General features: G+C 49.4%; 22 protein-coding genes. 16 read left to right on the top strand and 6 right to left on the bottom strand.

Going from position 1 to position 21,763, the window contains the following annotated elements; translation table 11 throughout:
• Positions 1-17: 17 nt before the first annotated feature.
• From J3B89_RS05360 to ygfZ, 4 genes are all read right to left on the bottom strand, one after another.
• Entirely contained in the window at positions 18-347 is a 330-nt protein-coding gene (locus tag J3B89_RS05360) for a bactofilin family protein (protein WP_251372261.1), read from the bottom strand.
• 8 nt (positions 348-355) lie between these two features.
• A complete protein-coding gene (locus J3B89_RS05355) occupies positions 356-1,306 on the bottom strand; it encodes a M23 family metallopeptidase (protein WP_215396486.1) in 951 nt (316 codons plus the stop codon).
• Between the two features lie 243 nt (positions 1,307-1,549).
• Positions 1,550-2,035, bottom strand: coding sequence for an FKBP-type peptidyl-prolyl cis-trans isomerase (locus J3B89_RS05350; protein WP_215396485.1), 486 nt, complete (start codon positions 2,033-2,035; stop codon positions 1,550-1,552).
• A 10-nt stretch (positions 2,036-2,045) separates the two neighbouring features.
• On the bottom strand, positions 2,046-3,014 hold the full coding sequence (gene ygfZ, locus J3B89_RS05345) for a tRNA-modifying protein YgfZ (protein ID WP_215396484.1): 969 nt from the start codon (positions 3,012-3,014) through the stop codon (positions 2,046-2,048).
• Positions 3,015-3,182: 168 nt separating this feature from the next.
• On the opposite strand from ygfZ, the gene J3B89_RS05340 reads away from it, so the two are divergent.
• Both J3B89_RS05340 and J3B89_RS05335 read left to right on the top strand, forming a co-directional pair.
• Positions 3,183-3,434 carry an FAD assembly factor SdhE gene (locus tag J3B89_RS05340; protein ID WP_215396483.1) on the top strand — a complete coding sequence of 84 codons (252 nt, stop codon included), beginning with the start codon at positions 3,183-3,185 and terminating at the stop codon, positions 3,432-3,434.
• A 37-nt stretch (positions 3,435-3,471) separates the two neighbouring features.
• Positions 3,472-3,849 carry a protein YgfX gene (locus J3B89_RS05335; protein ID WP_215396482.1) on the top strand — a complete coding sequence of 126 codons (378 nt, stop codon included), beginning with the start codon at positions 3,472-3,474 and terminating at the stop codon, positions 3,847-3,849.
• Between the two features lie 13 nt (positions 3,850-3,862).
• Here J3B89_RS05335 and nadB read toward each other — a convergent pair whose 3' ends face one another.
• The gene (nadB, locus tag J3B89_RS05330; protein WP_215396481.1) at positions 3,863-5,473 is read right to left on the bottom strand and encodes an L-aspartate oxidase; all 1,611 of its coding nucleotides are present in this window, start codon (positions 5,471-5,473) and stop codon (positions 3,863-3,865) included.
• 148 nt (positions 5,474-5,621) lie between these two features.
• Between nadB and rpoE the strand changes: the two genes are divergently transcribed.
• The 11 genes from rpoE (at position 5,622) to acpS (ending at position 14,568) form a co-directional block, all read left to right on the top strand.
• The gene (gene rpoE / locus J3B89_RS05325; protein ID WP_215396480.1) at positions 5,622-6,197 is read left to right on the top strand and encodes an RNA polymerase sigma factor RpoE; all 576 of its coding nucleotides are present in this window, start codon (positions 5,622-5,624) and stop codon (positions 6,195-6,197) included.
• A gap of 41 nt (positions 6,198-6,238) precedes the next feature.
• The gene (locus J3B89_RS05320) at positions 6,239-6,868 is read left to right on the top strand and encodes a sigma-E factor negative regulatory protein (protein ID WP_215396479.1); all 630 of its coding nucleotides are present in this window, start codon (positions 6,239-6,241) and stop codon (positions 6,866-6,868) included.
• Positions 6,865-7,794 carry a MucB/RseB C-terminal domain-containing protein gene (locus tag J3B89_RS05315; RefSeq protein ID WP_251372260.1) on the top strand — a complete coding sequence of 310 codons (930 nt, stop codon included), beginning with the start codon at positions 6,865-6,867 and terminating at the stop codon, positions 7,792-7,794. Before J3B89_RS05320 ends, J3B89_RS05315 begins: the two co-directional genes overlap by 4 nt.
• On the top strand, positions 7,794-8,255 hold the full coding sequence (locus J3B89_RS05310) for a SoxR reducing system RseC family protein (protein ID WP_215396478.1): 462 nt from the start codon (positions 7,794-7,796) through the stop codon (positions 8,253-8,255). Before J3B89_RS05315 ends, J3B89_RS05310 begins: the two co-directional genes overlap by 1 nt.
• Before the next feature lie 126 nt (positions 8,256-8,381).
• Positions 8,382-10,181 carry a translation elongation factor 4 gene (gene lepA / locus J3B89_RS05305; protein WP_215396477.1) on the top strand — a complete coding sequence of 600 codons (1,800 nt, stop codon included), beginning with the start codon at positions 8,382-8,384 and terminating at the stop codon, positions 10,179-10,181.
• Positions 10,182-10,194: 13 nt separating this feature from the next.
• A complete protein-coding gene (gene lepB, locus J3B89_RS05300; protein WP_215396476.1) occupies positions 10,195-11,118 on the top strand; it encodes a signal peptidase I in 924 nt (307 codons plus the stop codon).
• A 28-nt stretch (positions 11,119-11,146) separates the two neighbouring features.
• Positions 11,147-11,821, top strand: a complete 675-nt coding sequence (rnc, locus tag J3B89_RS05295; protein ID WP_215396475.1) for a ribonuclease III — start codon at positions 11,147-11,149, stop codon at positions 11,819-11,821.
• Entirely contained in the window at positions 11,811-12,719 is a 909-nt protein-coding gene (gene era, locus J3B89_RS05290; RefSeq protein ID WP_215396474.1) for a GTPase Era, read from the top strand. Before rnc ends, era begins: the two co-directional genes overlap by 11 nt.
• A gap of 6 nt (positions 12,720-12,725) precedes the next feature.
• Positions 12,726-13,409: a DNA repair protein RecO gene (gene recO, locus J3B89_RS05285; RefSeq protein ID WP_215396473.1), complete on the top strand. Its 684-nt coding sequence runs from the start codon at positions 12,726-12,728 to the stop codon at positions 13,407-13,409.
• Between the two features lie 28 nt (positions 13,410-13,437).
• Positions 13,438-14,172, top strand: coding sequence for a pyridoxine 5'-phosphate synthase (gene pdxJ / locus J3B89_RS05280; RefSeq protein WP_215396472.1), 735 nt, complete (start codon positions 13,438-13,440; stop codon positions 14,170-14,172).
• Entirely contained in the window at positions 14,173-14,568 is a 396-nt protein-coding gene (gene acpS, locus J3B89_RS05275) for a holo-ACP synthase (protein ID WP_215396471.1), read from the top strand.
• Between the two features lie 5 nt (positions 14,569-14,573).
• Here acpS and barA read toward each other — a convergent pair whose 3' ends face one another.
• On the bottom strand, positions 14,574-17,285 hold the full coding sequence (gene barA, locus J3B89_RS05270; RefSeq protein WP_251372259.1) for a two-component sensor histidine kinase BarA: 2,712 nt from the start codon (positions 17,283-17,285) through the stop codon (positions 14,574-14,576).
• An 81-nt stretch (positions 17,286-17,366) separates the two neighbouring features.
• Here barA and rlmD point away from each other — a divergent pair, with 81 nt between their 5' ends.
• From rlmD to mazG, 3 genes are read left to right on the top strand one after another with little or no spacing between them, the layout of a single operon-like run.
• Positions 17,367-18,689, top strand: coding sequence for a 23S rRNA (uracil(1939)-C(5))-methyltransferase RlmD (rlmD, locus tag J3B89_RS05265; protein ID WP_215396470.1), 1,323 nt, complete (start codon positions 17,367-17,369; stop codon positions 18,687-18,689).
• 20 nt (positions 18,690-18,709) lie between these two features.
• The gene (gene relA / locus J3B89_RS05260) at positions 18,710-20,905 is read left to right on the top strand and encodes a GTP diphosphokinase (protein WP_215396469.1); all 2,196 of its coding nucleotides are present in this window, start codon (positions 18,710-18,712) and stop codon (positions 20,903-20,905) included.
• Between the two features lie 32 nt (positions 20,906-20,937).
• Entirely contained in the window at positions 20,938-21,729 is a 792-nt protein-coding gene (gene mazG, locus J3B89_RS05255; protein ID WP_215396468.1) for a nucleoside triphosphate pyrophosphohydrolase, read from the top strand.
• Positions 21,730-21,763: the final 34 nt, after the last annotated feature.

Below are 21,763 nucleotides of genomic sequence, written 5' to 3'. Positions count from 1 at the left end.
GCTATAGCAGGGCGGTATTAACCGGTTTCGGTTTTGCTCTGCAGCGAGGGCGTATTACGCTCGGCAGGCTCAGTTTTAGGCAGGCTTATAACCTGCTCGGTGGAGGTTGGCATGGTTTTACCAATAAAACTGCCGCCGCGCTCAATACTTAAATCGTCGCAATGGATCACGCCGTGCGCTTTGCCCTGCGGCAGTATTTCTACTGTATTGGCAAAGCAATCGCCTTCAAACAAACCGTTAATAATCACTTTGTCGGCAGTAAGCTCGCCTTTTATGCGGCCGGTGCCACTGATCACTAAGGTTTTTTCGCTGACAATTTTGCCTTCTATATAACCGTCTACCTGCATATCACAGTTTAGTCGGAGACTGCCGTTAACTGTGCATCCTTGTGCAATGACAGTTGTAACTGCGTGCTTGCCTTGGTTTCCAGCATGCTGACTAAAGAATCCCATTTAATGCTCCTTTCCTTCTCAAACACCAGATCGAAATTAGTGGCATCCCAGTCCATAAAGCTTTGCGGATTAAGTGCCCGATCAAGGAAATGTACTTCGTAATGTAAATGCGGTGCAGTGGATAAACCGGTATTACCTGAGGTGGCTATCAGCTCGCCTTTATGCACAAAGTGGCCACTTTTTACCTTAAAAGAGTCCAGGTGCGCATAAAGTGTTGAAAAACCAAACGCATGGCGGATTTTTAACAAATTACCGTAGCCTTGTTTGTTTGGCCGGACAACTTCAACTACGCCGTCTGCCGGTGCGTATATAGGTGTGCCGCGGCTGGCGGATAAGTCTACCCCTTTGTGGTGTTGCTGCTTGCCAATAATAGGGTGTTCGCGCACACCAAAGCGTGACGAGCGGCGGCGGAACTCCAGCGGCGAGCCATTAGGTACCAGTTGCAGCATGGCCTGACGGGCCGCTGAGTTTATGCTGGCAGTATCAAGCCGGTTTTCTAAATTTTGTGGATATTGCTGTTCCAGCCCCAGCGCCAGTTCAATTTCGCCAACGCGGTTTACTATCTGCAGCATTTCATCCTGTTTGGTGCTTAACTCCTGCTCTAACTGCTGTTTGCTGTTGTTCAGTATTTCAATTTCGGCACGCAGGCTGGCGGCCTGTTCGGTAAGCGCTGTGCGCTGATGTTGGCTTTTATCAACAGTACGTAGCAGGTAATCTATAACGGCGGCAGTAATGATCAGGCCAAACAGCATGGCCCACATTGCAATAACGGCGTTGCGTTTAAACAGTTTACTGACGTTAAAATGGCGGGTCCCATTGATAGTTGAGACAGAAATGATAATACGATCTTTCATTCAGGCCGGTCGCTCTCAATGGAAAAAATTCTGACAGTGGGTAAAAATATGTGGCTTTGCGCTCAGTGTCAAGAATTTACTGCGGCTGCTAATAAGCTGTTACTAACCGGAAAAATGCTATGCGCCAAAGTAGGGCTTGATCTGAATTAGTTTTTTTACTGTCGGGCAGGCTACAGGCGAAAGAAAAAAATAATGGCTAGGGGCAGAGCCGGCCTTGCCGGGCCGGCTCTCCGGTGGAGCTTATTAGTGACCGGCGTGGCCATCTATGCCATGTACATGGCCGTGGCTGAGCTCTTCTTCAGTAGCATCACGTACCAGCAGTACTTCAACATCAAAGCTTAGATCAATACCGGATAACGGATGGTTACCGTCAACTACCACTTCATCTTCTGTTACTTCCAGCACAATAACCGATTGTTCGCGGCCATCCGGGCCCGCAGCACGAAAACGCATGCCCACGGCAACGTCCATACCGTCAAACATGGTTTTTGGCACGGCTTGCGTCAGCGCATCATGGCGCTCGCCATAAGCGTCAGCTGCGGCGATATCGGCTTTAAACTTGTCACCTGTGGCTTTGCCGGCTAATGCCTGCTCTAAACCCGGAATAAGTGAACCGTGGCCAAATAAGAAGACTAAAGGCTCGCCGCCAACGGAAGAATCCAGTTCGTTACCCTGTGGATCGGTAACGGTGTAGTGCATGGCGACAACTTTGTCCTGAGATATGGTCATGAAAACCTCTTTAATTTAACGAGTAAGGTAACGGCACTATGCGAAGTGCCGGGGCACTGTCGCTGTTAAGCCGTAACGTGTCTGCCGGTGTTATGTCGTTAGGTAATACCGCAATTAACCATAATTGGTTATGTATGTTTGCGGCATTGACAACCTGGCCACTCCGGCGCCAGTTCTCACCTAGTTGAATTTCTATATCAGTGCCTGCTTTTGGCACTTCGTCTGTGTTGGCGGTTAAAATGTACGCGGCTCTTTTATTGCCGCCACGGTATTTCAGCCGGGCTACTGTTTCCTGGCCGATATAACAACCTTTGGTAAAACTAATGGCATTCAGTGCCTGTAAGTTAAGCATTTGCGGCACAAACTCGCCAATTAAACCCTGCTCAAGGTAACTAAAACCATGCTGAATGTGCTGTGCCAGCCAGACATTAGGGGCGGCAAAGGGCAGTGTTTGCTGCATTAGCTGCCGTGCTTCTGCTACCGGCATTAGCAGTATAAAATGGTCGTCGGCCAGTGCCAGCAATAAAGCATTGTTGTGCCGTGCCAGTTCGCCACGTTGCGGTAGAGCAAAGCCCAGTTGCGTAACCAGTGTCACAACGTTTTCGCCACCCAGGCCAAATACGGCAAAGTGTTGCTGGCCTGCTTCAAAACTAACTTTAGAAAACACGCCAAATTTTTTCCACTGTATGGCTGAGGCGTTAAGTTCATCTCTGAAGGCAATGCTGATCAGCTGCTCAGCCTGACTGACCAGATAAAACTGCGACCACATTTTACCTTTGGCGTCACAATGGGCACCGTGCAGAAAATTATTGTCGTTTAACTGATCTAAATCGCAGGTAGTTTGCCCCTGCAAATATTTACGGTTGTCAGGCCCGCTTATCAGCAGGCTTTCAAATGCCGGTAGCGGTGAAATAAAAGCGCCCTGAACCTGAGTGGATAATGCGGCGTATTGTTCTGCTGTTAACCAGGATGTGTGCATAGTGTGCCGTAGCGAAGCTCAGTATTATAACGAATATTGCTATCATTGGGGGAAAGCCGGAAAAGCTCAACCCCGTTCGCTAATTTTTGTTAGAATCAGCAGCTATCCTGTCGGGTTCGATATTTCAAACGCCCTTTTGCACTGGAAAACTATTTACAAAGGAACAATATGGCAGAGTTAATGATTAAACCAAGGTTACGCTGGGCATGCCGTCGCGGCATGCTGGAACTGGATGTACTGCTGGCTCCTTTTGTTGAAGACGGTTATGACGGGCTGACACTGCAGCAAAAACAGGATTTTGAGCGTTTACTGGCGTGTGATGATCCGGATCTGTTTGCCTGGTTTATGGGCCATGCCAAATCGCCTGATGCGGCTATTCAGGCATTGATCCAGGTTATTCTGGATCGTGTCCGCGTATAACTGCAACTTGTCGCCCAGCCGCTGGTGTCAGCGTGGCATGTTACTGCTGGCGGCATGGCCGGTGCCGGTATTGGCGGTTACGCCGCTGGGCATAACCGGCGTTGTTCTGGTTGCTGTGGTATTACCGCTATTTTATTGGCACTGGTACGGTGTTTTGCAACAGTTGCAGCAAAACGCGGCGCTGACAATAACCGATAATAGCCAACTACACTGGTTTAACAGTAATTTACCACCTGGCCGGTTATTACCCGGCGGCTTGGTTAGCCAGCATATGCTGCGTTTGCAGTGGCAGGCCGATACCGATCAGCGCTGTTACCGCAAGTGGATTTTTGCCGACCAATGTTCTGAGATGCAGTTTCGGGCGCTGGCCAGAGCCATCAGCCAGCAAAACTGGCAGTCGGGCTCTGGCGTGTAGCTAAGGCGCAGTATTAAACACTGGCTTTGGGCGCAAGTACCGTTGGTTTGCTGTCAGGGTGGGTGTCCGGGTAATCCAGGTTGTAATGCAGGCCGCGGCTTTCTTTACGCTGCAGCGCACAGCGGATAATCAGTTCTGCTACCTGCACCAGATTACGCAGCTCCAGCAAATTATGGCTGACACGAAAATGGCTGTAATACTCCTGAATTTCGCGTTGTAATAATTCTACCCGATGCAATGCGCGTTCCAGCCGTTTGTTGGTACGCACTATGCCAACGTAATCCCACATAAATAAGCGCAGCTCATGCCAGTTATGGGTAATGACGACTTCTTCGTCTGAATCGCTGACCCGGCTGTCATCCCACGGCGGCAATACCGGCAGCTCGCTGTTGCTGTCTAATTCTGCCAGTATATGACTGGCTGCGGCCTGAGCAAACACTACGCATTCGAGCAGCGAATTACTTGCCATACGGTTAGCACCGTGTAAGCCGGTATAGGCCACTTCGCCAATAGCATACAGGTTGCTGATATCGGTTTGGCCATTTAAGTTGGTCATTACGCCACCGCAGGTGTAATGTGCGGCCGGCACCACCGGAATAGGCTGGCGGGTAATATCAATACCTACGCTTAAGCATTTGGCGTAAATGGTGGGGAAGTGCTCAATAACAAAGTCTTTTGGTTTATGGCTGATATCCAGATAAACGCAGTTGGCACCAAGGCGTTTCATTTCATAATCAATCGCGCGGGCGACGATATCGCGCGGGGCCAATTCGGCACGTTCGTCAAAATCCGGCATAAAGCGGCTACCATCGGGCCGTTTTAAATAGGCACCTTCACCGCGCATAGCTTCGGTAATTAAAAAATTAGGCGCATCCGGGTGGTATAAACTGGTGGGGTGAAACTGGTTAAATTCCATGTTCGCTACCCGACAGCCAGCACGCCATGCCATGGCAATACCATCGCCGCTGGCAACATCAGGGTTGCTGGTGTACAGATACACCTTGCTGGCGCCGCCGGTAGCCAGGGCAATAAAGCGGGCCCGCACCAGTTCAACTTTGGCTGCGGCTTTATTCCAGACATAGGCGCCATAGCAGCGTTTTGCATCGCGGCCAATTTTACGGCCGTTAATTAAATCGATGGCGTTGTAGTTTTCCAGTAATTGAATATTCGGGTGAGTTTTAACCCTATCTACCAACGTGATTTGTACAGCCTGGCCGGTGGCGTCGGCCGCATGCAAAATACGCCGGTGGCTGTGACCACCTTCGCGGGTAAGGTGGTACTTCAGGCTGCCGTCTTCATCTTTATACTGATCAAAGGGTACGCCTTGCGCAATCAGCCATTCCATCGCGGCCTTGGCATTACCGGCGGTAAACTGCACTGCGGCTTCGTCACACAGGCCGGCTCCGGCTATCAGGGTGTCATCAACATGCGATGCAATGCTGTCGTTTTCATCGAAAACAGCAGCTATGCCACCCTGAGCATAGAGAGTAGAACCTTCACGTAGCGGGCCTTTACTCAGTACCAGTACGCGGGCTTTATCTGCCAGTTGCAGCGCCAGTGATAACCCGGCAGCACCGCTGCCGATAATTAATACATCACAGAGATATTCTTTTGCTTGCGTCATGCGATACACTTGCCATCAGTCAATGTCGGGCTATTGTAGCTTTTTTGCCAAACTTAGCAGAACTATTTCTGTGCAGCAGAGTCATAGCAACACGCTAGACCAGCGCCAGTTAATAGAACGATTAGTATTACAGGGGATTAGCTCGGATATGAGCGAGCAAGAATTGGACTGGCAGATTGTCCAGCGTGTACAACAAGGCGATAAAGCGGCGTTTAATGTATTGGTGCGAAAATATCAGCACCGGATCGCGAACTTAATTTCCCGTTATGTCTCTAATCACGGAGACGTAGCTGATGTGGCGCAGGAAGCCTTTATTAAAGCGTACAGGGCTATCCCTGGCTTTCGTGGCGAAAGCGCGTTTTATACCTGGCTTTACCGCATTGCGGTAAACAGTGCCAAGAATTATCTGGTTGCTAATGGCCGTAAGCCACCGGCAACAGACGTTGATGCAGAAGATGCTGAATACTTTGAAGGCAGCGATGCATTAAAGGAACAAGATTCACCGGAAAAGTTGTTATTGTCCGATGAAATTCGTAATGTGGTGTTCAGCACCATAGAAAAATTGCCCGACGAACTTCGCACTGCTATTACGCTGCGTGAACTTGAAGGGTTAAGCTATGAAGAAATTGCGGAAGTAATGGGCTGCCCGATAGGCACCGTAAGAAGCCGTATTTTCCGGGCGCGTGAGGCAATTGATATGCAGCTTAAGCCGTTAATAAGCTAGCAGTCAGGGCAAAAACCAGTAATTTTAAGACAGGAAACATTATGTCGTCAGAAAATCAGGATTGGCTCTCTGCTGCCAGTGATAATCAGCCACTGAGTAAAGCACAACTGGACAGTTTGCTTAATAATGCTCAGTCGCAACACCAGCTTGAACGCTATCACTTGATCGGTGCTGTGCTTCGCCGTGAACCGCAAAGCCCGCTAACGGCTGATTTTGCCGATAACTTTGCTGCCCGGTTGGCCGATGAACCGGTGTATCAGCTGCAATCTGATCGTAGCCTGTTAAAGCGGTTACGTAATACTGTGTCTGTGGCTGCGAATGGCCGCTGGTTACAGCCGGTAGCTCAAGGGGCTATCGCTGCTGGTGTCGCATTAATGGCTGTATTTGGTGTACAGCAGTATCAACAGTCACCACAGCAGGACGCTTTTGCGCCATTGCCGGTGTTACAAACCCAGCCGATAGCAGGCTTTGCCACGCCGGTAAGCTTAAGCCAGACCACTGTTAACGACCGTTTTGCCGAGCAGGAACAGCAGGCAATGCTGGAGCAACAAAAACGCCTGCAGGCGCTGTTAAATGCGCATCGCCAACAGGTTCGTGTGATGGAGCAGTCTCAGCAGGCTAATCACAATAGCAACAACGCTGATGGAAAAGATCAAAACGAGCAACAATGATGCGATTTGCTGGCTTTTGCAGTGCCATAGTATTGGTTGTAGTATCCGGGCTGGTTCAGGCAGAGCAGTCGGCATGGGCCTTGTTCGACAAAGTACAAAATGCGGTAAAACAGTATAATTTTGATACCTCTTTTGTGGTGTTAAAGGGCAGTAAAGTTGACACTTACCGCTGGATACATGGCCGCACCGCTGAGCAGGAAATTGAACACCTTATTCCGCTGGACACTAATGGCGTAGATATTTTGCGCCGCAATAACCAAATTTATTATCTGCTGACTGACCGGCCGGCTTTTGTCACTCAGGGCAGCAGTATTCCTGAATTACCGGCATTACTGTTTGAAGCAAAAGATAATATCAGCCGTTTATACAATGCTGTAGCCGGCAGCAGTTTGGTTATGTCTGGCCGCAGTGCACAATTATTGCGCCTGACTGCTAAAGATGCCGGCCGTTACAGTTACTGGTTATGGCTGGACGATGAAACCGGTTTTCCACTGCGCATTGACACCTTATCTGATCAGCAAACTGCGCTGGAGCGTTGGCTGGTTACTCATATGCAAATCAGCCCTGAACTGCCAGAAAACTTAAATGCGCTGATGGCAGCAGAATTACCGCAACCGACAGATAGCGCTACTAAGGCTGCGCCGCAAGCCCGGCATAAACTAACCTGGGTGCCACAAGGATATGAGCCTGTTGTTGACCCGGTGGGTATTCCGCAGCTTGAAAACAGTTTGTTGAGCTATTGGCTGTTAAGTGATGGCTTGCATCAGGTATCGGTTTTTGTACAGAACTCACAACAATTACCTACCCAGGCTTACCGCGATGGCGCCACGACTATTTATGTGCAAACCAGTAATCAGCTTGAAGTGACCGTTATCGGGCCGGTGAGTATTGACACTGCACGTCAACTGGCAGCAGCAGTGCACTGATGGTAGAAGAAATTGCTACTGTGGTATTTTGTGAGGGCGATGGGGTTTGGTTAACCACAACACCTGTTGCCAGTTGCAATGCCTGTAATGTAAGCGATGACTGCGGTACCGGCATAGTCGCTAAAACCATGACACCCCGACAACAACGTTTTTTTGTTCCTACCGCTTTACCATTATTGCCCGGAGAGCAGGTTAAAATTGGCCTGAACGAACAAAGCCTGATCATGGCCGCGCTGATGGTATATTTATTACCTTTAGTGCTGCTAATGCTGCTGGCCCTGCTTGGCAATGCCGCGGGTTTAGCGGAAGGCTGGGTTATGCTGCTGGCGCTGGGCGGTACTGCAAGCGGTTTTATGCTGGCACGGCGCTATGGTCAGCTGCAGGAAAAACATAGCCGTATTGTTATCCTCGGCGTGCTGCCATCACTTGGTGTACAACAACACGCCGTTAATAACACATAGCAAGCTGCCGCCGGATAGAGTACAATTCGCGCTAATTTTCGGAATAACCCGCGTCAGCGCAGGAGGTTGCAACTTGCCCATATCGAGTTTGCCGCTTAGCGTTACGCCCTCAGTTTTGCGGACAACATGCCTAAACTAAATCACATCAGAAACTTTTCTATTATTGCCCATATCGACCATGGTAAATCTACGCTGTCTGATCGTTTAATTCAGTATTGTGGCGGTTTATCTGATCGTGAAATGCAGCAACAGGTACTGGACTCAATGGATCTGGAGCGTGAGCGCGGCATTACCATTAAAGCGCAGAGTGTTACGCTGTATTACAAAGCAGACGATGGTGAAACTTATCAGCTGAACTTTATCGATACGCCAGGCCACGTCGATTTTACCTATGAGGTAAGCCGGTCACTGGCCGCCTGTGAAGGCGCGTTGCTGGTAGTTGATGCCGGCCAGGGCGTAGAGGCGCAAACAGTAGCTAACTGCTACACTGCGCTGGATATGAATTTAGAAGTGTTGCCGGTACTGAATAAAATTGATTTGCCGCAGGCTGAGCCAGACCGGGTGTCAGAAGAAATCGAAGATATTATCGGTATTGAAGCTTTAGGTGCTGTGCAGTGCTCGGCTAAAACCGGTTTGGGCATTAAAGATGTGCTGGAAACCATTGTTAAGAAAATCCCGCCACCGGAAGGTGAACCTGAGCAGCCAACGCAGGCCCTGATTATTGACTCCTGGTTTGACTCTTACCAGGGCGTTGTGTCACTGGTACGGGTGAAGCACGGCAGTATTAAAGCCAAAGATAAAATTAAAGTCATGTCTACCGGCCAAAGCTATGAAGTAGACAAAGTGGGGGTATTCAGCCCCAAAGCCACTAACACCGGCGAGTTAAAAACCGGTGAGGTAGGCTTTGTGATTGCCGGTATTAAAGAGATTAAAGGTGCTCCGGTAGGTGATACTTTAACGCTGGCGAAAAACAGCGCCGAAAAAGCACTGCCGGGTTTTAAGCGTATTAAGCCCCAGGTTTATGCCGGAGTATTTCCGGTATCCAGTGATGATTACGAAGACTTCCGTGATGCGCTGGCCAAGCTTAGCCTGAATGATTCGTCGCTGTTTTATGAGCCGGAAAACTCCGGTGCACTGGGTTTTGGCTTCCGTATTGGTTTCCTTGGCATGTTGCACATGGAAATTATTCAGGAGCGGCTGGAACGTGAATATGATCTGGACCTTATCACCACTGCCCCTACCGTAGTGTACGAAGTGCTGAAAAAGAACGGCGATATTGTAATGGTAGATAACCCCAGTGTGTTACCTGCCGTAAACGATATTGATGAAATTCGCGAACCTATAGTAGAAGCCCATATTCTGGTGCCACAGGAATACCTGGGTAATGTTATTACCTTGTGTATTGAAAAACGCGGTGTGCAGGTAAATATGAGTTACCACGGCCGTCAGGTGGCCGTGGTATATGAGCTGCCGATGGCTGAAGTGGTAATGGACTTCTTTGACCGTTTAAAATCAACCAGCCGCGGCTATGCCTCTCTGGATTACAGTTTTAAACGCTTCCAGGCCTCGAATATGCAGCGGGTAGATATTTTGATTAACGGCGAGCGGGTAGATGCGCTGGCTATTATCAGCCATATTGATTTTGCCCAAAGCCGTGGTCGGCAACTGGCGGAAAAACTAAAAGAGCTGATCCCACGCCAAATGTTTGATATTGCTATTCAGGCAGCCATAGGTAACCACGTTATTGCCCGTACTACCGTTAAGCAGATGCGTAAAAACGTATTGGCGAAATGTTATGGTGGTGACATCAGCCGGAAGAAAAAACTGCTGCAAAAGCAAAAAGAAGGTAAAAAACGCATGAAGCAGGTAGGTAATGTGGAAGTTCCACAGGAAGCCTTCCTCGCCATTCTGAAAGTGGGTAAATAAATAAGGGATTTACATGGCAGGCTATTTTGCAATCTTTCTGGTGTTATTGACACTGGCCAGCGGTTTAATCTGGTTGCTGGATGCTTTAGTGCTGGCGCCAAAACGCCAGCAAAAACTGGTTAGCGCTCAAACCGCTGCTGGCGGTGAATTGCCGCTTGAAGCCGGTGAAGAGTTGCTTAAAGAGCCGCAACTGGTAGAAACAGCAAAATCTATTTTTCCTGTTATAGCTCTTATCACTATTTTCCGCTCTTTTATCTATGAGCCGTTTCAGATCCCGTCAGGCTCAATGATGCCAACGCTGCTGGTAGGTGACTTTATTCTGGTGGAGAAATTCTCTTACGATGTTAAAGACCCGGTGTGGCGCAAAACCTTATACAGTAACAACAAGCCGCAGCGTGGTGATGTGGCGGTGTTTAAATACCCGGAGCAACCTACTATCGACTATATTAAACGGGTTATCGGTGTGCCGGGCGACAGAGTTATTTATCGTAATAAACAACTGTTTATTGAAAAAGCCTGTACCGGCGCAGAGCAGGCAGACTGCGGCAAGCTGGAAATTGTAGAGTTGAGCCTGAAAAACGAGGGCGAGTTTTACCATGATCAAAGCCCGCAGCGGCGTTACACTGAACAACTTGGTAAAGTTACGCATGATATTCTGCAAACACCGGCGCGGCGTGAGCATACCGAGTTTTTCTTTAAACAGCGCGGTACCGCAATTGATGAGTTTGTCGTGCCGGAAGGCCACTATTTTGTGCTTGGCGATAACCGCGATAACAGCCGCGATGGCCGGTTCTGGGGCTTTGTGCCAGAAGACAATATGGTTGGTAAAGCGGTATTTATCTGGATGAGTTTTGAGTTCAATGAGGACCCCAACAGCTGGTTACCGGGTTGGGTGCCAACGGGTGTGCGTTTTGACCGGCTTGGCCCTATTCACTAAGCGGTACAGCCAGCACTAAGAGACAAGCATGCAAAAATCGTTAACACCACTGATGGCCCGTTTGGGCTATCAGTTTCACCAACCGGCGCTGCTGGAGCAAGCGCTTACCCACCGCAGTTGCAAAGGTCAGCATAATGAACGGCTGGAGTTTCTTGGCGACGCAATACTAAGCCTGGTGATTGCAGAAACTTTATACGATAACTTCCCTAAAGCGCGCGAAGGCGATTTAACCCGTATGCGCGCAGCGTTGGTAAAGGGCGTGACGTTGGCTGAAATTGCTCAGGAACTGCGGTTGTCAGACCATTTACGGCTTGGGCCGGGTGAGCTTAAAAGCGGTGGTTTTCGCCGTGAATCTATTTTAGCTGACGCTGTTGAAGCCATTTTGGGGGCTATTTACCTTGACAGTGGTATGGCTGCCTGTAAAGAGCGCATTCTGTTTTGGTTTGGCTCACGCCTTAATACTATTACACCTGGTGAACAGAAAGACTCTAAAACGCTGTTGCAGGAACACCTGCAAGGGCTACGCTTAGCATTACCGCAATACGATGTGGTAGCAACCGCTGGCGAAGCACATCAGCAAACCTTTACCGTGCGCTGTACTATCGCTGGCATGGCACCTTTTACCGCTACCGGCAGTTCACGCCGCAAGGCAGAGCAAGACGCCGCTCATATGGCGCTGGAAAAAATCAAGCATGACAGATAACACTCAAACGCCAACCTATGCTGCTTTGGTGGCGATTGTGGGGCGGCCTAATGTGGGTAAATCGACATTACTGAACAAGCTGGTAGGGCAGAAAGTCAGTATTACCTCAAAAAAGCCACAAACTACCCGTCATCGTATCGTTGGTATTGATACCCGCGACAATTATCAAACGGTGTATGTAGACACTCCTGGCCTGCACAGCGAGGAGAAACGTGCTATTAACCGGCTGATGAACAAAGCCGCTGCCAGTTCTATTTTAGATGTGGAGTTTGTGCTGTTTGTTGTTGAAGGCACCCGTTGGACCGATGATGATCAGATGGTACTAAACCGGCTGATTGCCGCGAAAAAGCCGGTGATCCTGGTTGTCAATAAAGTGGATTTGTTTCGTGATAAAGATACCCTGTTGCCGCATTTGCAATGGTTGGGTGCACAGCTTAATTTTGTTGATGTGGTGCCGTTGTCAGCAGAAACCGGCGACAACGTAGAGGCGCTGCGGGCCGTGGTGCAACAGCATTTACCGCCATGTGAATTCTTTTTCCCAGATGATTACGTAACTGACCGCTCTATGCGTTTTATGGCTGCAGAGATTGTGCGGGAAAAACTGATGCGCTTTTTAGGCGACGAATTGCCGTATTCGGTTACAGTAGAAATTGAACGCTTTAAGTGGGAAGAAAAGCATTACCACATAGCAGCACTGGTACTGGTTGAGCGCGAAAGCCAAAAACGCATGGTTATCGGTAATAAAGGCGAGCGGATAAAAACCATTGCCACCGAAGCCCGTATTGATATGGCTGCGATGCTTGAGCAGCCGGTATTTTTACAGGTATGGGTTAAAGTGAAATCTGGCTGGGCTGACGATGAGCGGGCCTTGCGTAGCCTGGGTTACGGCGAAGATTAAAGCGGTATGCACGCTGAACTTTGGCCTGCTTTTATTTTACACAGCCGCCCGCTTGGTGAAGACAAGCTGATTTTACAATTATTGCTGCCAGAGCAGGGCCGTGTTTCTGCTGTGGTACGCAAACGCCAGGGCAAGCAGCGCCTGGCGTTACAGCCGTTTCAGCCGTTTATGCTACAGCTTAGCGGCCGTACTGAGCTAAAAACGGTAAAAAGCATTGACGAAGCCGCAGCGGCTTTTTTATTTAGCGGCAAGGTGCTCTATAGCGGCATTTATCTTAATGAACTGATATGCCGTTTATGGCCGGATAACCTGGCGGCTGAACAACTGTTTAATGTTTATCAGCACAGCCTGCAACAACTGATGCTGGTACAGCAGGGTAGCGGTGAGCTTGAACCCTGTTTGCGTGAATTTGAGTTTGCGCTGCTCACGGAGCTTGGTCAGCCGATTGACTGGCAACAGGATGCTGACGGTAACCCATTGAATACAGCCTGGTGTTATCAGTGGCAACATGAGCAGGGTTTTGTTGCTGCAGCTAATGGCTTTGCAGGCATGCACTTGTTAAATATTGGCAATGGCCAGTGGCAAAGTGCTGACACCCGCCGCTGTGCCAAACAGTTAAGCCGGCAAATTCTGGCTCCTTTACTTGGCAGTAAACCACTGGCCAGCAGAGCGCTGTTTGAAGGCGGTTGATTTTTCTTTTTATCGTCCGGAGTCTGGTATGTTTAATCCTGTTTTTCTTGGTGTCAATATTGACCACGTAGCTACGTTGCGTCAGGCCCGCGGTACCTACTACCCTGAGCCGGTACATGCGGCCTTAATGGCAGAGCAGGCCGGTGCTGACGGCATTACCGTGCACTTGCGCGAAGACCGCCGGCATATTGTTGACCGCGATGTATTTATATTGCGCCAGACTATTGCTACCCGGCTGAATTTTGAAATGGCAGTGACCGACGAAATGTTAGCTATTGCCACCGAACTTAAACCACACTTTGCCTGTTTTGTACCGGAAAAACGCCAGGAGCTTACGACTGAAGGCGGGCTTGAAGTAGCGGGCCAGTTAAGCCGTATTACCGAGGCGGTAAGCCGGATGCATGAGCAGGACATTCTGGTGTCATTGTTTATTGATGCGGATCACCGCCAGATTGAAGCAGCCGCCAAAGCCGGTGCACCTTATATTGAAATACATACCGGCAAATATGCCGAGACTAAAGATGCTGCAGTGCAGGCTGCAGAGCTTGCGCGCATTCGCGAGGCGGCTGAGTTTGCCTCGTCTTTAGGTTTAATTGTCAATGCCGGCCATGGTTTGCACTACCATAATGTGCAACCTGTTGCCGCTATACCGCAAATGCATGAGCTGAACATTGGCCATGCCATTGTGGCCCGTGCGGTTTTCAGTGGCCTGGATGCTGCGGTACGCGAAATGAAACGTTTAATGATTGAGGCGCGCAGCTAAATGGCAATTGTTGGCCTTGGCACTGATATTGTTGAAATTGCCCGCATTGAGCAGAGCCTGGCCCGCAGCCCGGCACTGGTAAAGCGGGTGCTGACATCAGAAGAGCAGGCTATTTATGCTGGTTTGGCAGAAAACCACCCGGCTAATGCTGCCCGCTATTTTGCCAAACGCTTTGCTGCTAAAGAAGCTGCAGCTAAAGCGCTGGGCACCGGGATTGGCCGCGGGGTGTCGTTTCAGCATATCAGCATCAGCAACAATGCCGATGGGGCACCCAGGCTGGCCTTAACGGATTATGCCAGCGAACTGGCAGCGGCTATGGGCGTCAGTCATATCTGGTTGTCGATTACTGATGAACAGGCTTATGCTGCCGCAACAGTTATTCTGGAGCGGCAATAACGGTTTTACCAGTCAGGCCATTGCTGGCTTTCCTGCCACAGCGCCTGCAATACGTCATCCAGTTCAAGCAATTCGGGTTCCAGTTCAGCCAGGCTTTTTCCTTGCTTTAGCTGGGTTTCCAACAGCTCTGCCAGATTTTTTAGCCGCGGTACACCGGTATAACAGCAGGCACCATGTAATTTATGCACCTGCTGCAATACCTGGTTTTCATCATGTAGTGCCAGTGCCTGCTGCAGCGCATTGCGGGTAGGTGTAATGCTGGCAATCAGCATTTGCAGCATCTCTTTCATTAAATCGTGCTTGCCTGCGGCCCGCTCTATGGCAGTGGGCCAGTGTATCAGTTTGCTGCTGGGCCATGCCGGGTGGCTTTGTTGTAAACGACTGGCGGGGCAAAACTCCTGCAAGCTGCAATGCAGCATGGTTTCGTCCAGCGGTTTACTTAAAAAATCGTCAAAACCCAGCGTTAACAAACGATCCCGTTCACCTTCAACTGCCTGTGCCGTTACGGCAATCACCGGAGTATGTTCATTCAGTGAGCTTTGCCTGATACGCTGGCAGGCGGTTACACCGTCCATTACCGGCATATTAATATCCATAAAAATAATGTCGTAAGCATGCTGGGTGGCTTTGTGCCATGCTTCGGCACCGTCGCGGGCAGAATCAATATGATCAACATGCTCAGCCAGCAGGGTATTAATTAACTTCAGGTTGGCGTCGTTATCGTCAACGGTTAGTACTTTAAGGCTCACTTTTTTCTGTTTTGCTTGCGGCAATATCGTACTGTACTGCTGCAAATAAGGCTGTGCCAGTGTCAGCGCCAGTTTGCGGATATGTGGTGGTTTAGACAAACAGGCATTGGCACCTGAGCTAAGCAGCGTTTCGCGCAGGTGTGGTGACAGAGTGTTAACCAGCAAATAGGTATTATCGCACTGCAGTTTTACCTGGTGGATCAGATCCAGCACCTGATTTACCTGATTAATAGCAATAGTACGGCCAATCAGGCCTATATCATAATGTTGTTGATGCGCAAGAGCTTGCTGCAACTGGCCTTTGGTAGCGCAGGCAGTAACCTGCAGCCCCCAGTGATGCAGCAAACTTAATGTAGCTTCACGGGAGTGTTGCTGGGGTTCAAAATACAGCAGCTGTTTGTTGTCCAGGACATCAAGCGGCAGGCTGTCTGCAACCGACAAATGATGGCGCTGGCATTTAATGGTAAACCAGAAGGTTGAGCCTTCGGCCTGTTTGCTTTCAAAGCCAAGGTTGCCGCCCATGGCCTGCACTAAGCGCTGTGAGATCATCAGACCCAGGCCTGAGCCACTTTGATGGCTGCGTGGGTCTTTGCTGGTAAAACCCTGAAATAATAGCTGCTGTTGCTCGGTACTGATACCGCGGCCGGTATCCTGCACAGAGCAGTGCAGGATAAGCTGATCTTCGTTAAGTAAGGTGCCCGATACACGAATAACAATACTGCCGTGATCAGTAAATTTAATGGCGTTACCGGCGATGTTCATCAGTACCTGCACGAAACGCCCCGGATCCGCAATTAAATCGTCCGGGCAGTCTGGTTCAATCATCAGCACCAGCTCCAGATGCTTATCAAAGGCATTGGCAGCGAGCAATTCAGTGGCATCGTTCAGCACATCACGCAGTGAGAAGGGCTCAGGGTTAACAGATAAGCGGCCTTCTTCCAGCTTGGAGAAGTCCAGCACATCATTTACCAGATGCAGCAAACTATTGGCTGATTTTTGAATAGTGGTGAGGTAATCGTGCTGGCTGCTGGATAATTGGGTTTTTAGTAACTGACGGGTAAAACCAATTACACCATTTAACGGCGTGCGCAGTTCATGGCTCATTTTGGCTAAAAATTCAGATTTTTGTCGGTTTTCTTCCTGTGCTTTGCGTTTGGCAAAATCAAGTTGAATATTCTGTACTTCCAGTTGCTCCATACTTTGCTGCAAATCGCTGGTAACCTGCTCAATTTGCTGCTGCATATCCTGTTCCTGGCTGGCCAGAAAATGACCTAACTGGTTTAACCCCTGTTGCAGTTGGGCCAGCTCCTGTACCATAACTATGCTACGCGGCGCGGTATTGCCACTGAGCAGTTGCTGCAAATGTGCCTGTAACTGACGAACAGGTCTGTGAATACAGCGCAGTAAATACCATACTGGTATAGCTGCCACCAGCAGACATGCCAGCAGTAACAGTAAAGCAGTAAAGCGCACCGCCTGCTGTTGCAACTGCAACTGAGATTGCTGTAGCTGCACCAGCAGATAGGCAGTATCACGCGGTTGCCCCGGCAGGGTACCTGTGGCTAACGGTTGGTATAACAGTAAGCTGTTGCCATCAGATATCACCATATCCGTGTTGTTGAGTAATGTTGGGGCTGCCAGAAGCTGGCTCTTATTAAAATGCTGCGGATTGGTACTGAATATCAATTGGTTATCGCTGTTAATCAGGCTGATGTTGCTGATTAGCGGCGAGTTTAGCCTATGGCTGCTGTCCAGTAATTGCTGCAATGCGGCAGTGTTGTCACGGCTGAGTAAATCTTGACTGCTGATAGCCAGTGGCAGGGCGATATGTCTGGCGCGGTCAGCTAAAGAAAGTGCTAACTCATGATAGCGAACATAGCTAAAATAGCCGACGCAGAATACACTTACCAGTACAGCTGGCAGCAAACTGCAGAGCAGTAACCAGGAACGCAAACCCATTTTCGTCATCTATGCAGGCTGTTTAGTAAAGACTCTTGCTGCGATAATGACATAAGACGTCGCGCTTGCCTATAACCCGATAGAGAACCCATGCTTAACGTATATAAAGCCAGACCTAAAGCCAGTTTACTGGGCAAAACCTTTACCTTTCACATAGATGACAGTGATTATGAGGTGCATGGCATCAGCAAGCATGAGCAAAAAATTGCTTTTGTCAGTGCTGCGCTACCGGGTGAAAAAGTACAGGCTAAGGTATTGGAAGATAAAGCCGGTTTTCTTAAAGCCAGTACGGTGAAAGTGTTGCAGGCTTCGACGCTTCGTATTACACCGCCTTGCCAGTTTGCGGCGCAATGTGGCGGTTGCCAGTTGCAGCATATCAGTATTGCCAGCCAGCGTGAGTTAAAGCAGCAGGGCATTGATAAGCTGATCTGCCATCAAACCGGTTTAAAATCTTTGCCGTGGCAGCCTATGTTAACGGCCTCTGATAGCGGTTATCGCCGCCGTGCCCGCATTGGCATTTGGTATGACAAAAAGCTGCGCCGTTTTAACGTAGGTTTTCGCCAGAGTGCTGATAAGCAAATTGTAGCGATAGACAGCTGTATGGTGTTGTCACCGCTGCTGGCACCAGTATTTACAGTGCTGAATAAAGTGTTAAGCCAGCTGAAAGATCCAACCGCGGTAACCCATGCTGAAGTGCTTGAAGCTGACGGCAAGGCTTTTGTAATACTGCGGCATATCAAAGCACTTACTGATGCTGAACAACAATTGTTTGTTGATGCCTGGCCGGAGGCTGTTTGGTTGGGGGAAGCTGAGCCGGGTATATTCAACTATTGGCAGCAGCCTGTGGTACCGCAATATCAGTTGACAGAGCAGCAGCTTAGCCTGCAGTTTGCACCAGATGATTTTATTCAGGTTAATGCTGCACTAAACCAGCAGATGGTGACACAAGCTGTTAACTGGTTGAATATCTCGGCTAATGACACCGTACTGGATTTATATTCCGGCATTGGTAATTTTACTCTGGCACTGGCACAGCGTGCCAAAACAGTGCGGGCAGTAGAAGGTGTTGCCAAAATGGTGCAACAACTGGCAACCAATGCTAAGTTAAACGGTCTTAGCAACGTAGAAGCGTATCAGGCCGATTTGCACCTGGCCTGGCCAAAAGCGCAATGGAACAAGCCGGTATATACCAAAGTACTACTAGATCCGGCCCGTGCCGGCGCGCAGGGGGCCACAGAGCAGATAGCAAAGCTAAAACCGGCACAGATATTGTACGTGTCGTGCAATGCCGCCACCTTCGCCCGTGATGCCAGAGTGTTACTGCAAAGCGGCTACAAGCTGGATAAAATAGGTGGTGTTGATATGTTTGCGCATACCAGCCATCTTGAATTAATGGCGTTGTTCAGCCGGTAGTAAAAAAGAGGGAACAGCACATGGTTAGGGTTCGCCAGTCGCACAGCACTGATTACAACAGTGGTGAAACGCTGGAATGGTTATGCTCACTGGGGCTGACTGAAAAGAAAATCAGCAGTTTAATGACCGCGGCCGAGTGGTTGAAACAGCATCAGTTGGTAGAACCCATACTGGCTGTTCGTACCGGCTGGGAAATGGTCGAAATTCTGGCAGAGCTGCGGATGGATAGCGACTCTTTACTGGCTGCTTTGCTGTTTCCGCTACTGGAAGCAGAACTGGTTAGTCTGGAGCAACTGGAATCAGCTTTTCCGTCTCATGTATTAACCATGCTGCGTGCAGTACAGCAGATGGAGGCTATCCGTAGTATTCCTACCGGCCCTAATCAGAGTGTTAACCCGCAGCAGGCCGATAACCTGCGCCGTATGCTGCTGGCTATGGTAGAAGATGTACGTGCTGTGGTGATTAAACTGGCCGCACAAATTTGCTACCTGCGTGAGGTTAAAAACGCCGACGAAGAAACCCGGGTACTGGCTGCCAAAGAAACCAACGCTATTTTTGCCCCGCTGGCCAACCGTTTAGGGATCGGCCAAATTAAGTGGGAACTGGAAGACTTTGCGTTTCGGTATTTGCATCCGCAATTGTACAAACAAATTGCCAGTTTGCTGGAAGAAAAACGCCTTGATCGCGAACAGTATATGCAAGACTTCGTCGCTGCCGTGCGGCAAAAAATGGCCGATGCTAATCTGGCCGTAGAAGTGTATGGCCGGCCGAAGCATATTTTCAGTATCTGGAAAAAAATGCAGAAAAAGCAGTTGGCTTTTGATCAGCTGTACGATATCCGTGCAGTGCGCATTGTGACTGACAAAGTACAGGATTGCTACGGTGCGCTGGGCATAGTGCATACCAGCTGGCGGCATTTACCAAAAGAGTTTGATGATTATATCGCCACACCTAAGCAAAATGGCTACCAGTCTATTCATACTGTGGTGCTGGGGCCGCAGGGCCGGGCGGTAGAGATTCAGATCCGCACCCGGCAGATGCATGAAGACTCAGAACTGGGTGTAGCGGCACACTGGCGTTATAAAGAGGGCGCTGTGGCCGGTAAAGACGGTGCCAATGATGAGAAAATTGGCTGGTTGCGTAAATTACTGCAATGGCAGGAAGATGTGGTCGATAGCAGCGATTTAGCTGAAGAGCTGCGTAATCAGGTGATTGAAGATCGCGTTTATGTCTTTACCCCCAAAGGTGATATCGTCGATTTACCGATGGGTTCAACACCGCTGGATTTTGCCTATTATGTGCATTCTAACGTGGGCCATCGCTGTATCGGCGCCAAGGTGTCCGGCCGTATTGTGCCCTTTACCTATCAGCTAAAAACCGGCGATCAGGTAGAAATACTTACCGGGCGCGAACCTAACCCCAGCCGTGATTGGTTAAACCCGCATTTGGGTTATTTAAAATCCAGCCGCGCCCGGTCAAAAGTGCAGTACTGGTTTCGCCTGCAGGACAGAGACAAAAACCTGGCTGCCGGTAAAGAGTTATTGGATACTGAACTGACGCGGCTGAACCTGGTGATGGAGTACCCGGCTAAAGTACTGACCCGGTTTAACGTTAACAGTATGGATGAGCTGCTGGTGGGCATTGGCGGCGGCGAAATTAAAGTGACCCAGGTGGTGCATTTTATTCAAAGCCAATATGCCAAGCCGGAAGAGCCGGAAATTGATCCGCGTTTAATTACCAGGCCACTGCCTGCAACTAAAGCGAAAAGCGATGTGGTAGTGCAGGGCGTGGGTAACCTGCTGACGCATATGGCCGGTTGTTGCCATCCGCTGCCGGGCGATGCCATTATCGGCTACATTACCCAGGGCCGCGGTATTGCTATTCACCGTGATGATTGCGACCAGTTTAAAACCCTGCAAGACAGCCACCCCGAGCGGGTGGTAGATGCCACCTGGGGCGATAAATACGCCTCCGGCTATGAGGTGGATATCCGTATCGTAGCGCACGATCGCAATGGTTTGCTGCGGGACATCACCAGCATTTTAGCCAATGAAAAAGCCAACGTTACCAAGATGAGCAGCAGCTCGGATATTAAAGCGCAAACCGCGGTAATTAATATGACAATGGAGCTGTATAATCTTGATTCACTTAATAAGTTATTAAGTAAAATCAGTCAGATAGATGATGTGGTAGAAGCCAAGCGCTTCCATCATTAATCCGTAGCGGTAAAAAATATAAAGAGATTAGCGTGTCAGATAATATTACCCGGCTGTTAAACATTATGAGCCGCTTGCGCGACCCGCAACGCGGCTGCCCGTGGGATTTAAAACAAAGCTACGCCACTATAGTGCCGTACACGCTGGAAGAAGCTTACGAAGTGGCCGACGCCATAGCGCGTGAGAGCTTTGACGAGTTAAAAGATGAACTGGGCGATTTACTGTTTCAGGTGGTGTTTTATGCCCAAATCGCCAAAGAAGAAGGCCGCTTTGAATTTGATGATTGCGTAGCGGCGATTTGCGACAAACTGGAGCGGCGCCATCCGCATGTGTTTGGCAACCTAAGTGCTGATGCTACTGATACCCTCAATGCAGAAAAAGTGCTGCAAAACTGGGAAGCGCTGAAAAGTAACGAGCGTAAAGATAACGGCCAGCACAGTGTGTTGGATAATATTCCTCAGGCAATGCCGGCGTTAAGCCGGGCTTACAAGCTACAAAAACGCTGCGCTAATGTCGGTTTTGACTGGCCCGATGTTGACGGCTGTTGGGATAAAGTAAAAGAAGAAATTCTTGAAGTAGAGCAAACGCAGGCTGATAGTGAAGAACTGGCCGAAGAACTGGGTGATTTAATGTTTGCTGTGGTTAATGTAGTGCGTAAACATAAACTGGACCCGGAAGCAGTGCTGCGTGCCGCCAATAGTAAATTTGAAATGCGTTTTCGCAAAGTAGAACAGGCATTAGCGGCAGAAGGTAAAACAGCACAGCAATCTAACCTGGCTGAAATGGAAGCGCTGTGGCAACAGGTTAAAACTCAAGGGAAGTAAGGGGCGAAATTTACGCCCCGGTTTTTTCAGATAT

This window comes from Rheinheimera oceanensis, from assembly GCF_018831085.1.
GTDB classification, from domain to species: Bacteria; Pseudomonadota; Gammaproteobacteria; order Enterobacterales; family Alteromonadaceae; genus Alishewanella; species Alishewanella oceanensis.
Note: the sequence above shows the minus strand (reverse complement) of the source record. Positions and strands in the feature narration are given on the sequence as shown.